General features: G+C 67.9%; 10 protein-coding genes and 1 pseudogene. 2 read left to right on the top strand and 9 right to left on the bottom strand.

All coding sequences use genetic code 11. From position 1 onward, the window contains the following. Positions 1 to 83 precede the first annotated feature (83 nt). Entirely contained in the window at positions 84 to 1,514 is a 1,431-nt protein-coding gene (locus B3S45_RS12930; RefSeq protein ID WP_286721087.1) for a rhamnulokinase, read from the top strand. A 121-nt stretch (positions 1,515 to 1,635) separates the two neighbouring features. Here the strand turns inward: B3S45_RS12930 and B3S45_RS12925 are convergent, their stop codons facing one another. The 9 genes from B3S45_RS12925 to B3S45_RS12885 form a co-directional block, all read right to left on the bottom strand. Then, positions 1,636 to 2,448 (bottom strand): DeoR/GlpR family DNA-binding transcription regulator, encoded by an 813-nt coding sequence (locus B3S45_RS12925; protein ID WP_194383883.1) that lies wholly within the window; start codon positions 2,446 to 2,448, stop codon positions 1,636 to 1,638. A gap of 16 nt (positions 2,449 to 2,464) precedes the next feature. Further along, entirely contained in the window at positions 2,465 to 3,247 is a 783-nt protein-coding gene (locus B3S45_RS12920; protein WP_194383884.1) for a triose-phosphate isomerase family protein, read from the bottom strand. Further along, positions 3,240 to 3,713, bottom strand: coding sequence for a ribose-5-phosphate isomerase (locus B3S45_RS12915; protein ID WP_194383885.1), 474 nt, complete (start codon positions 3,711 to 3,713; stop codon positions 3,240 to 3,242). Before B3S45_RS12915 ends, B3S45_RS12920 begins: the two co-directional genes overlap by 8 nt. Positions 3,714 to 3,733: 20 nt before the next feature. Next, complete coding sequence (locus B3S45_RS12910) at positions 3,734 to 5,446, bottom strand: dihydroxyacetone kinase family protein (protein WP_194383886.1); 1,713 nt, start codon at positions 5,444 to 5,446, stop codon at positions 3,734 to 3,736. An 89-nt stretch (positions 5,447 to 5,535) separates the two neighbouring features. Next, on the bottom strand, positions 5,536 to 6,522 hold the full coding sequence (locus B3S45_RS12905) for a D-ribose ABC transporter substrate-binding protein (protein WP_194383887.1): 987 nt from the start codon (positions 6,520 to 6,522) through the stop codon (positions 5,536 to 5,538). 53 nt (positions 6,523 to 6,575) lie between these two features. Continuing rightward, positions 6,576 to 7,712, bottom strand: a complete 1,137-nt coding sequence (locus tag B3S45_RS12900; protein WP_194383888.1) for an ABC transporter permease — start codon at positions 7,710 to 7,712, stop codon at positions 6,576 to 6,578. Between the two features lie 22 nt (positions 7,713 to 7,734). Continuing rightward, on the bottom strand, positions 7,735 to 9,264 hold the full coding sequence (locus B3S45_RS12895) for a sugar ABC transporter ATP-binding protein (protein ID WP_194383889.1): 1,530 nt from the start codon (positions 9,262 to 9,264) through the stop codon (positions 7,735 to 7,737). Then, positions 9,261 to 9,920: a DUF2291 family protein gene (locus B3S45_RS12890; RefSeq protein WP_228480840.1), complete on the bottom strand. Its 660-nt coding sequence runs from the start codon at positions 9,918 to 9,920 to the stop codon at positions 9,261 to 9,263. Before B3S45_RS12890 ends, B3S45_RS12895 begins: the two co-directional genes overlap by 4 nt. Further along, positions 9,917 to 10,948, bottom strand: a complete 1,032-nt coding sequence (locus tag B3S45_RS12885; protein WP_194383890.1) for a zinc-dependent alcohol dehydrogenase family protein — start codon at positions 10,946 to 10,948, stop codon at positions 9,917 to 9,919. The genes B3S45_RS12890 and B3S45_RS12885 overlap by 4 nt, the downstream gene beginning before the upstream one ends. A gap of 203 nt (positions 10,949 to 11,151) precedes the next feature. On the opposite strand from B3S45_RS12885, the pseudogene B3S45_RS12880 reads away from it, so the two are divergent. Then, positions 11,152 to 12,311, top strand: a pseudogene (locus B3S45_RS12880) (transketolase); the annotation flags it as partial.

Raw genomic sequence — 12,311 nt, 5'->3', positions numbered from 1 at the left:
CAGGTCCAGGCCTTGCCGGTCGTTGAGCGAGCAGCGCAGCGCCGAGACGAAACGCATCCCGCCCGCCGCCACGGAGCCGCCGCGTGACCGGCGGCGCGGTCGCCGCGGTCGACCTCGGAGCCACCAGCGGACGCGTCATGATCGGGCGCGTGGACGCCTCCGCAGGCACCCTCGCGCTCGAGCAGGTCGCGCGCTTCCCGAACGGCGGCGTCCGTCTCGCATCCGGGCTGCACTGGGATCTCACGGCGCTGCATAGCCACGCCCTGCGGGGGCTGGCCGACGCGATGCGCACCGAACCCGGCATCGCAAGCGTCGGCATCGACTCGTGGGCGGTCGATTACGCCCTGTTCCGCGGCGACCGGATGCTGGGCGAGCCGTTCCACTACCGCGACGAGCGCACCGAGAGCGGTGTCGAGTCGGTGCACGGGAAGGTGCCGTTCGCGGATCTCTACCGGCGCAACGGCCTGCAGTTCCTGCCGTTCAACACGCTCTACCAGCTCGCCGCCGAGGGCGACGCGCTGAGCGGTGCGGATGCGCTCCTGCTGGTGCCGGATGCGCTCGCCTTCCAGCTCACCGGCGTGCGCGCCGCCGAGCGCACGAACGCGTCGACCACCGGCCTCCTCAGCGTCGCCGACGGAGCGTGGGACACCGACCTGATGGACACCCTGGGATTCGACCGGGCCCTCTTCGGCGCCCTCGTCGACCCGGGCGCATCCCTCGGGCGCCTGCGCCCCGCGATGGCGTCCGAGATCGGTGCCGAGCTCGACGTCGTCGCCGTCGGGTCGCACGACACCGCGTCGGCGGTCGTGGCCGTTCCGATGACCGATCCGTCGACCGCGGCGTACATCTCGTGCGGCACATGGGGGCTCGTCGGCCTGGAACTCGAAAGCGCCGTCACCTCCGATTCCGCGCGTGAGGCGAACTTCACGAACGAGGGCGGGGTCGACGGCCGCGTCCGGTTCCTCCACAACGTCATGGGGCTGTGGCTGCTGAGCGAGTCCGTGCGCCAGTGGGAGCGCCAGTCTGGTGAGCCCATCGACCTGCCGACGCTGCTGGCCGACGCCGGCGAGGTGCCGGCGTCATCCGTCGCCCTCTTCGACGCGAACGACCCGCGGTTCATGGCGCCGGGCGATCTGCCCGCGCGCATCGCGGACTGGTATCGCGAGCATGACCGTCCGGTTCCCGCCACGCGCGCGGCGTTCGCCCGCGCGATCGTCGAGAGCCTCGCCGACGCCTTCGCCGGTGCGGTGCGCGACGCCGCCCGCCTCGCCGGACGCGACGTCGAGACCATCCACATCGTCGGCGGCGGTTCGCTCAACCGTCTCCTCTGCCAGCGCACCGCCGACCGTGCGGGGATGCCGGTGCTCGCGGGTCCCGTCGAAGCAACGGCCATCGGCAACGTCCTGGTTCAGGCCCGCGCCCAGGGCTGGTTCGGCGCGGACGCGTCGCTGGAACAGCTGCGCACCGTCGTCGCATCCGCCTTCTCCCCGCGCCGCTTCACCCCCCAGGCCTGACCCGACTCGCCGCGCCGCGCCGGCATCCGCCCCCGGATGTCGGAGAATCGGCCCGATGTCGGAGGATGCAGCCCGGATCCTCCGACATCGGCGCGAATCTCCGACGACGCCGACGACGACGTCAGCGCTGGCGACGCGCGACCACGATGTTCACCCCGGAGTCGCGGAGCCGATCGACCTCCGACTTCGGCATTGCGGCGTCGACGATGACCGCATCGAACCGACGCAGAGGGAAGAGTGCGTGGAGGGCGCGCTTCTCGAACTTCGTGTGGTCGACGAGAAGGATGCGGCGACTGGCGACCTCGAACATCGCCCCCTTCACATCGACAGTCTCAAGTGACTGGTGGAAGGCGATGTCATCCGAGACCGCGGCGGTGGACATGAGGAAGACGTCTGCGCGCATCGCCTCGATCGCCGACGTCGTCATCCGCCCCATGAAGGCGCTGCACCAGTTGTAGTACTGCCCGCCGAGCCCCAGCATCGTTATGTCGTTGGCACCTCGGAGCTCTTCCATGATGGTGAGCGTGTTCGTGATGACCGTCAGCGGCCTCTTCGCGACCAGGTGGGGGACCATGTGCATGACGGTCGTGCTGTCATCGAGCATGATCGCCTGTCCGGGGTCGATGAAGTCCATCGCCGCGAGAGCGATCGCCTCCTTCTCCTCGGATTGGCGATTGGAGCGATAGACGGCGCTCGACTCGACCAGTGGCGTGGCCATCGCCGTCGCCACTCCGCGGCTCTTCCGAAGTAGTCCCAGACTCGCCAGCTCGTCGAGATCTCGGTGGACGGTCATGACGCTGATGCCGAACTGCTCCGCGAGCTGCTCGATACGTATGACGCCCGCCGCCATGACCGCCTCGGTGATCGCCTTCTGACGCGCAGCCTGGCGGTCCTGCCGCGAGCTCGGCTCCGCAGCTCCCTCGGGGGTGGTCATCGTTCCTCCTGCAAGCTCACGATAGCGCGGCGGCCTCATCGAGGATGCCCGCGAACGACGCCGGGTCGTGTGCGAAACGACCGAGGAAGAGCCCGTCGACCGCTCCGGAGAGTTCGGTGAGGGTTCCTCGCTGGGCGCTTCCGCCGTAGATCAGTCGCGTCCCTCCGCCGGTTCGAGTGATGCCGGCGCGCAGGAACGCGGCGACCTCACGGACGTAGGCCGGCGGCGCGGGTGTCGGTCGGCCGATCGCCCATTCGGGCTCGTAGGCCACGAGCAGCTCCGTCATCTCGCCGACACCCGCCAGGATGGACCGGACCTGCTCGAGACAGCGCGAAGCCGCCGCGGCGGGATCGGATCGTTCGGGCTCGCCGATGCACAGAACCGGCGTGAGCTGATTCCGCACGGCGGCCCGCATCTTCGCGCGCGCGACATCCGGGCCCTCGCCGAAGACGGTGCGACGCTCGGCATGCCCGATCTCGACGAGACGGCACCCGATCTCGTGCAGATCTGCACCGCTCACGGCACCGGTGTGCGCCCCACGGTCGTCGGTGTGCAAGTCCTGTGCACCGACGCGCACCTTCGTCCTGACCAGTGCATCTCTCACGCCCGGGAACGCCGGGAGTGAGGGGAGCACGAACACCTCCACGGCACCGCATCGCACGGCGGCATGCGTGCGCGCGATCCGCGCGATCTCGGCCGCCCACCGCCGCGATTGCTCCACCCCCAGATACGACTTGAGGCTCACCCCCAGAACACGCGGAACGGGTCGCGCGGAGGCTGCGGCGCCGGGCTCATCCACAGGTACCCGTCTGCTCGTAGGCGTTGATCGCGGCCACCTTCGCAGCAGACGGCGATGTCTCGTCGAAGACGTAGCCGAGCCACTCGCGTGCGAGTCGTCGAGCAAGCTCGAGGCCGATGACGCGCTGGCCGAAGGCCAGCACCTGGGCGTTGTTGCTGAGCACGGCCCGCTCGACGCTGAAGCCGTCATGCGCGGTGACGGCACGGACGCCGTCGACCTTGTTCGCAGCGATGGCCACACCGAGGCCGGTGCCGCACACGAGGAGCGCGCGATCGGCTGCGCCGTCACGGATGCGCTCGGCGGCGGCGACCGCGACCTTCGGGTACGCCGTGTGTCCGTCGGCATCGACACCGACGTCGACGACGGACGCGACGCGCGGGTCCGCCTCGAGGTCGGCCTTCAGCTGCTCCTTGTACTCGTATCCGGCGTCGTCACAGCCGACGACGATGCGCCACTTCTCAGGCATGGGATTCCTTTCGACGGGTCTCAGTGATCGCCGAGCGTGTCGGCGACGGCGGTGACGGCCAGGGCGAGCGAAATCGCGCCGGGGTCGGGCGTGCCGAGGCTCTTCTCCGTGTGCGGGCGCGCGCGCCCCACGCGCGGAATCAGGTCGGCCGTGCGGTGAGCGGCGTCCGTCGCGGCCCCCGCGGCGCGGCGCCATGCGGTCAACAGATCAGCACCTTCCGCCGTCTGCTCCGCCAGCTCGTGCGCGAACGGCACCAGCGCATCGACGAGGGTCTTGTCTCCCTCTTCGGCTCCCCCGTAGTCCTGTACCGCCTTGCGGGCAGCCTCGATACCTGCTGCCACGGTGGTGGCGGCCGGGGCGGACACATCGCCGATGGTGGCCCCCAGCGCTCGGAGAGCCGCCCCCCAGAGGGCACCGGATGTGCCGCCGGCCTTGTCGGCCCACGCGTCACCCGCGGCGATCAGCACCGCCCCCGCGCCGGCACTGCTCTCCGACGCCGCCCGCGCTGCTTCATCGGCCGCGCGCACTCCGCGCTGCATTCCGATGCCATGGTCACCGTCGCCGGCAACGGCGTCCAGACGCCCCAGCTCGTCCGCCTCACGGTCGATGACCGCCTTGATGGCGGCGATCGCGGCGACCACCCGTACACCCGCCTCAGCGGATTCAGCGGTTCCCGCGGCGATCGACTGCTCGATCGCCGCGTCATTCTCGAGGACGGCCTCGGTGCCGGACGTCTCGACGGCACCCTTGCGGTACGCGGGCGTGTAGGCGGGCGAGCGCCATGCCGCTTCGAGTTCCTCGTCGAGCCACGTCAGGGTGAGGGAGACCCCCGCCATCTCGAAGCTCGTGGCGTACTCGCCCACCTCCGGCTCGATGACGATGAGCCCCGCCTCGTCCAGGAGCCGCTCCACCGCGCCGTACACGACGAACAGCTCCTCCGCCTTCACGGAGCCGAGGCCGTTGACGATGACGGCGACGCGCGTGCCGTGATCGTCCGGCGCATCGGCGAGCAGACCCTCGACGAGGAGTCGCGCGATCTCATCTGCCGTTCCGAGCGGTCGCACCTCGAGTCCCGGTTCCCCGTGGATGCCCATACCCACGGCCATCTGGCCCTCTGGCACCGTGAAGAGCGGAGCGTCGGCTCCCGGCAAGGTACAGCCCGAGAAGGCGACGCCGAGAGAACGAGTGCGCGCATTGGCACGCGCGGCGATGCCGGCGACCGTGTCGAGATCGAACCCCTGCGCCGACGCCCAGCCGGCTGCCCGGAACACCGCCAGGTCGCCGGCGATCCCGCGCCTCTTGTGCGCCTCGCTGGAAGGCGCGCTGCAGACGTCATCGGTCACCCTCACGGTGCGGCAGGGGATTCCCTCGTCGATCAGTCGCTGCTGCGCGAGGTCGAAGTTCAGCACGTCTCCGGCGTAGTTGCCGTATGACAGCAGCACACCGGCATCCGTGGCGACCGACCGGGCGACGGAGCAGATCTGCTGGGTGCTCGGCGAGGCGAAGACATTCCCCATGGCAGCTGCGTGAGCAAGACCCTCGCCGACGAGGCCCGCGAAGGCGGGGTAGTGACCGGAGCCGCCGCCGATGACGACGGCGACGTTTCCGGCAGGCGTCCGGGTGCGGCGTGCGACGCCGCCCGGAACCCGTCGCACCAGTGATCGATGCACGGAGACGAAGCCCGCGGCGGATTCGTCGGCGAAGCCTTCGGAAGTGTTGAGGACGTAGCTCATGATGTCTTTCGTTCGTGGTGTGGGGGCGGATGCCGGCGGGCACCGCCCCCACGGGCCGCGCGGGAGCGCGCGACCGGTCCGGATCCGGCTCAGCCGGAGTAGGTGAAGGGCCCCGTCATGTTCGCGACGTTGTCGGCGGTGATGAGGATGCAGTCGAAGGACTGCTTCTCGGTCTCGGGGGCCTCACCGGTGCGGATGTACTCGTCCGCGAGCCGCACTGCCTCCTCGGAGAAGACAGCCACCGGCTGCAGGACGGTGTAGGCCATCTCTCCGGCCTCGACCGCGGCGACGGCGTCGGGAGAACCGTCGAAGCCGCCGACGACCACGCCGTCGAGCTGGCCCGCCTCCTGAAGCGCAGCGATCGCGCCCAGAGCCATCTCGTCGTTTCCGGAGATCACGCCGTTGATGTCGGAGTTGGCCTGCATGAGGGCCTGCATCTTGTTCCGTCCCTCGGTGCGGTCCCAGTTGGCGACCTCTTCACCGACCTCGACGAGATCGGGGTATTGCGTGATGACGGTCGAGAACCCATTCGATCGCGTCTGCGCGTTGTTGTCCGACGGTGCGCCGAACAGCTCCACGTAGTTGCCCGCCTCCTCCATCTGCGCAACCCACTCCTGAGCTCCGATGGCGGCACCCTGCGAGTTGTTGGAGACGAGCTGGGCCAGCGCGATTCCCGACTCGTTGATCTCCGCGTTGACCAGGAACACCGGGATGCCGGCATCCGTGGCCTTCTGCACGGCGGCGACGGAGCCGTCGGCGTTCGCCGGGTCGAGGATGATTGCGGCGGACTGGTTCGAGATCGCCGTGTCGATCAGCGAGTTCTCCGTGTTGGTGTCGCCGTTGTGGGCTCCGACCGTCGCTTCGTATCCGAGCTCTTCCGCGGTCGCCTGCGCAACGTCGCCCTCGGTCTTCCAGTAGGGGTTGGCGGGATCGTTCACGATGATCGTGATGAGACCACCGGCCTCACCCTCCTCCGCCGCGCCCGATGAATCGGCCGGTTCTCCGGAAGAGCATGCGCTCACGCCCAGCGCGAGTGCACCCGCAGCGAGGGCGGCGATGACCTTCTTGCGAAACATGGATCGTCCTTTCTTGGTGACCCGACAGCGTGCTCGATGCCGGGATGGTGCGGTCAGGAGGAGCGTCCGGCGGTGGCCGGCTGGGCCTCTCCCGACGAGGACGGCGCCGACGGACCCGTCGGGGACGGGGGCGACGCCGGGTTCGAGGGTGCGGCCGGGCGGCGCCGGCGACCGTACTGCAGGGTGTTCAGCAGGACCGCCACGACGATGACCGCTCCCATGAAGACCATCTGCCAGTAGGCGGAGACCCCCACGATCACGAGCCCGTCGGCGAGGAAGCCGATCACGAAGGCTCCGAGCAGCGTTCCCCGGATGTTGCCGCGGCCGCCGGAGAGGGCGGCGCCGCCGATCACCACGGCAGCGATCGCCGTGAGCTCGTAGGTGTTTCCCGCGGTCGGGCTCGCGCTCGTCAGCGTCGACGCCAGGATGAGGCCCGCGACCGCGGCGCACATGCCGGAGATCACGTAGACCGAGACCTTCACACGACGGACCGGGACACCGGACAGCTCGGCTGCCCGCTCGTTTCCCCCGGAGGCGTAGAGCCACCGGCCGAATCGCGTGCGGCCGAGAACGTAGCCCAGCACGATCGCGACGATGCCCATGATGATGACGCCGATCGGGATCCCCAGAATGCGGTTGAATCCGAGCCACGCGAAACCGGTGTTCCCGAGAGCCGGATCGCCGTCCAGGTCGTTGATCGTCAGTCCGTTGGTCATGAGGAGGGCGAGTCCGCGCACGACGTAGAGCATCCCGAGCGTCGCCACGAACGGAGCCACCTTGAATCGCGCGACGAGGATGCCGTTGACGAGCCCGACCAGCGCGCCGACACCGACGGACAGGAGGACGACCACCGGAACGCTCGGAAAGAGGATCACGCCGAAGATGTTGATCGGCACCCCTTGCAGGAGGAAGCCTCCGATCACGGCCGAGAAGCCGAGGGTCGACCCGACCGAGAGGTCGATGCCCCCGTTGAGGATCACCATGAGCATCCCCATGCCCAGCAGTGCGTAGATGGCGACGTGCGACGCCATGATCAGCAGGTTCTCCACCGTGAGGTAGTTGGGAGAGAGGAGGGAGAACACCACGATGATGAGGATGAGAGCGAGGAACGCCCGCCCCTCCAGGAGCAGCTTCGCCAGCGAGAATTCCTTGCGCTTGGCGAGGATGGTGGTGGTGGTTGTCGTCGTCATTGTCCGATCCGTTCTGGACTCTCTATGCGGCCACGGACTCGCCGGAGGCGGCCATGATCATGTCCTTGGTGGCGTCGGGACCGAACTCTGCCGAGATCCGGCCGCGGCGCATCACGATGATCCGGTGGGCGATGCTGAGGCACTCGCCCACCTCTGAAGTGGAGTAGATGACGGCGAGGCCGTCTCGTGCGCGATCGGCGAGGAGTCGGAAGACCTCGCCTTTCGCACCGACGTCGATTCCTCGGCTGGGCTCGTCGAGGAGCATGACGCGAGGCTCGGTGGCGATGATCTTGCCGATCACGACCTTCTGCTGGTTGCCTCCGGACAGCGCTCCGATCAGCTGATCCGGGCCGGAGGTCTTGACCGTCACGGTCTGGATGAGATCCCGCGCCCGCTCCTTCTCGCGCCGACGGGAGAGCATGCCGCGCGAGAGGCTCCGCGTCAGACTCGCCAGCGTGAGATTCGTCCCCACATCGAAGGTCTGGACGAGGCCGTCGCGCTGCCGGTCCTCCGGGACCAGCCCGACGCCGGCGTCGATGCGCTCGGCGATCGACAGTGGCGCCAGCGACGCGCCGTCCAGCAGAACGTCACCCTCCGCGACCTCTTCCTTTCCGGCGATCGCCTCGAGCAGCTCGGTGCGTCCGGCGCCCATCAGCCCGTAGATGCAGACGATCTCACCCTTGCGCACGTCGAGACTCAACCGATTCACGATCGCGCGCTCGGGGTTCTCCGGGTCGACGACGGTGAGGTCTCTGACCTGCAGGATCGCCTTGCCGAACTCGTATCCGGTCGGTGGCGACCCGAGATCGAAGTTCTCGCCGACCATGTTCCGCACGATCCACTCGAGGTCGATGTTGGCTCGCTCGTCGCGCGCCGTCATCGTGCCGTCTCGGAGCACCACCGCGTGGTCGGTGACCTCGAGCGCTTCTTCGAGATGGTGCGAGATGTACACGATCGCGACTCCGCGGGCGAGGAGATCGCGGATGATGCCGAAGAGCACCTCCACCTCTGCCGCGGCGAGAGCCGACGTCGGCTCGTCCATGATCAGGATGCGGGAGTTCACCGACAGGGCGCGGGCGATCTCGACGATCTGCTGTTGACCGACCCGCAGATCGTGCACGAGCGTGTCCGGTGCGATCGGCAGCTGCATCTCATCGAGCAGCGCCTGCGTCTGACGCGTCTCCTCGGCGTAGTCGACGCCCAGAGGACCGCGGATCTCCCTCCCCATGAAGATGTTGTCCCGCACGGAGAGATTCGGCGCGAGGCTGAGCTCCTGATGGATGATCGAGATGCCCCGGTCGCGGGCCTCGTTGGTGGAGGCGAACGTCACCGGCTTCCCGTCCAGGACGATCTGTCCCGACGTCGGCTGCTCCACGCCGGAGAGGATCTTCATGAGGGTGGACTTGCCGGCGCCGTTCTCTCCGAAGAGGGTCGTGACGGTCCCCCGCCGGATCTCGAAATTGACCCCCTTGAGGGCGCGGGTTCCGCCGTACGTCTTGACGATGTCGCGTGCTTCCAGCACGACGTGGTCGTAGTCGGCCTCACGGCTCATGACACCGACACCTCCACCGGGGTCACCAACCACGACTCGGGGTTGATGAGCGTGAACGCTCCGGTGACCGTGATCGTCTCGCCGGTCAGCGCCTCCGAGTCGATATCGGCCAGCACGGCGGCCTTCATCTCCTCATTGAGCGCGGACCCGGCATTCTGATAGTCGATCTGGTTGGTGAACTGCCCGAACGTGATCTCCCCGGTCGCATCGCGCAGCTCGGTGCCGTTGATCGCCGGACCGGTCTGTAGGCGGATCAGAAGATCGTCCGGCACTCCTTCGACGTCGACCTCATAGATTCCGGACTGCCCTTCTCCGACGACTCCGGTGAAGGTCACGCTGAAGACGGGTCCCCCCGAACTCTCGACGGCGTATTCCGCCGCGGCGGCCTCCGGGTCGGCGGCGATAGCTTCGGCGAGTTCCTGTGCCTCCACGGCCTGCGCGACGATATCGGACTGGACGGTCGGGAAGGTCTCCGCGCCGAAGGTCTCCGCGTCGAATTCCACGGCACCCTGCGCCAGCGGATCATCCGCCGCGACGACCCGCGTTCCGAGCGCCATGCCGACGACCACGAGGACCCCGACAGCGATCCAGATCCACATCGCTTTCCGCGACGAGCCGCTGCGGCCTGCCTTCGCGCGTGCGGTCGTGTCGCTCACAGGAGCACCCGCGACTCGGTGTCGTTGGGACGGATCTGGAGCTTGCGCCCTTCGCCCTTGCGGAACATCTCCAGCGCCTGGGAGTAGTCGTCGAGGGTGAAGGAATGACTGATCATCGCGGTCGCGTTGATCGCCCCGGCCTCGAACAGTTCGACCGCGCGGCCGAAGGAGTTCAGCACCGCCATCGTCCCGACGATCGAGATCTCATCCCGATAGACGCGGAAAGGAGAGAACTGCGCGGTCTTGTCGGCCGGTGCGACACCGAAGTCCTGAAAGAAGCCTGCGGGCTTGACGCGCGTGAGCGCGTCTTCGATCGCGCGGATGTTTCCCGTGCAGTCGATCACGACGTCCCACTTCTCGCGGTCGGCGTCGTCTGCCGAGGTGTAGCGGAGGGCGATGCCGCACTCCTGCGCCGTCTTGAGCCTCTCCGAATTCAGATCGATGATCGTGACGGTGGCGGCGCCCGCCTTCGTCGCCAGCTGCGCCATGAGCAATCCCATCGTGCCGGCGCCGTAGACGAGCACGTGGTCGCCGAGTCGCCGGGGCAGCACGTCCCAGCCGCGGATGGCGCACGCCAGGGGCTCGATGAGCGCGGCTTCATAGAGGTCGGTTTCGGGCTTGAGCTTGTAGACGTTGCTCGCCGGCGCAGTGAAGTACTCCTGGGATGCACCGTCCGAAGCCACCACGCCGAGTCCGTTCCAGAACCGGCAGAGGTTCTGATGGCCGTTCAGACAGTACTCGCACTCGCCGCACGTGGTGCTGGGGTTCACCGCCACGTGGTCGCCGACGGCGAAGTCGAAGACGCCGGAGTTGACGCCGTCGCCGAGCGCGACGATGGTGCCGGTCGCTTCGTGTCCGGGCACGAGGGGGAAGATCGTCCCCTCGAACTCCCCGTCGAACACATGAGTGTCCGTCCCGCAGATCCCCACGGCCGCCGTCTGGATGAGGATCTCTTTGTAACCGGGCTCGGGCCGGTCTCGGTTCTCGAGGGCGAGGGCCCCTTCGTCTGTGAAGACAATCGCGCGCATCTTTGCTCCCGTACTCGTCGTCACCGAAGACGCGGGTACGCTCCCGAGCCTCGGCGCTCTCCCCATTCGAATGGGGCCGGAGGTCTTCCTCCGTGTGATGTTAAGTGTGATCTTGACACGCTTTCACGTGACAAGCAACATCTGTTTATAACATTTGTGTCGAGGTGAGCGGATGCGACCTCGCAGCGATCAAAGGAGACGCCGTGTCGGAACTGCGTTGGGAAGAGATCGATCGGCGCGCGGTGGACACCGTGCGCGTGTTGGCGGCGGATGCTGTCGAGAAGGTCGGCAATGGTCACCCGGGAACGGCGATGAGTCTCGCTCCGGCGGCGTACCTGCTGTATCAGCGGGTGATGAACCACGACCCCGCGGACGTGCACTGGCCGGGTCGTGATCGTTTCATCCTTTCGGCGGGGCATTCGTCGTTGACGCAGTACATCCAGCTGTATCTGGGTGGGTTCGGGTTGGAGCTGCAGGATCTGAAGGAGCTGCGGACGTGGGGGTCGAAGACCCCGGGTCACCCGGAGTTCGGTCACACCGATGGTGTGGAGATCACGACCGGGCCGCTGGGTCAGGGTCTGGCGTCGTCGGTCGGGTTCGCGTACGCGGCCCGGTATGAGCGGGGTCTGTTCGACCCGGAGGCTGCGCCGGGTGAGTCGCCGTTCGATCACACCATCTATGTGATCGCGTCGGATGGGGACATCCAGGAGGGCATCACCAGCGAGGCGTCTTCGTTGGCCGGGCATCAGGAGCTCGGCAATCTCGTGGTCATCTACGACGCGAATCAGATCTCGATCGAGGACGACACCGACGTCGCGTTCACCGAGGACGTCGCCGCCCGCTACGCCGCGTACGGGTGGCATGTGCAGACGGTGGATTGGAAGAAGACGGGCGAGTACGTCGAAGACGTCGCCGAGCTTCACGCGGCCCTCGAGGCGGCGAAGGCCGAGACGTCGAAGCCGTCGATCATCGTGCTGAAGACGATCATCGGGTGGCCCTCGCCGGGCAAGCAGAACACCGGCAAGATCCACGGCTCCAAGCTCGGTGAGGACGAGTTGAAGGCGACGAAGGAGGTGCTCGGGTGGGACCCGGAGGACACCTTCGTGGTGCCCGACGACGTCCTCGAACACACTCGTTCACTCGCCGACCGTGGCGCGCAAGCGCGGGCGGCGTGGCAGGAGAAGTTCGACGCGTGGGCCGGCGCGCACCCCGAGCGCAAGGCGCTGTGGGACCGCATCAACGCCCGCGAGCTCCCCGCCGATCTCGCCGATGCGCTCCCGGTGTTCGAGGCGGGCAAGGACGTGTCCACCCGTGCCGCGTCGGGGCAGGTCATCAACGCCCTGGCCGACAAGCTCCCCGAGCT

Source organism: Microbacterium sp. UBA1612 (assembly GCF_002321605.1).
GTDB lineage: Bacteria > Actinomycetota > Actinomycetes > Actinomycetales > Microbacteriaceae > Microbacterium > Microbacterium luteum.
The sequence above is the reverse complement of the archived record's forward strand: the minus strand, read 5'-3'. Positions and strand labels throughout refer to the sequence as shown.

Coding starts and splice junctions, on each gene's coding strand:
- B3S45_RS12925 (WP_194383883.1), bottom strand. CDS start 2,448: ATGACCACCCCCGAGGGAGCTGCGGAGCCGAGCTCGCGGCAGGACCGC.
- B3S45_RS12915 (WP_194383885.1), bottom strand. CDS start 3,713: ATGCCTGAGAAGTGGCGCATCGTCGTCGGCTGTGACGACGCCGGATAC.
- B3S45_RS12910 (WP_194383886.1), bottom strand. CDS start 5,446: ATGAGCTACGTCCTCAACACTTCCGAAGGCTTCGCCGACGAATCCGCC.
- B3S45_RS12905 (WP_194383887.1), bottom strand. CDS start 6,522: ATGTTTCGCAAGAAGGTCATCGCCGCCCTCGCTGCGGGTGCACTCGCG.
- B3S45_RS12900 (WP_194383888.1), bottom strand. CDS start 7,712: ATGACGACGACAACCACCACCACCATCCTCGCCAAGCGCAAGGAATTC.
- B3S45_RS12895 (WP_194383889.1), bottom strand. CDS start 9,264: ATGAGCCGTGAGGCCGACTACGACCACGTCGTGCTGGAAGCACGCGAC.
- B3S45_RS12885 (WP_194383890.1), bottom strand. CDS start 10,948: ATGCGCGCGATTGTCTTCACAGACGAAGGGGCCCTCGCCCTCGAGAAC.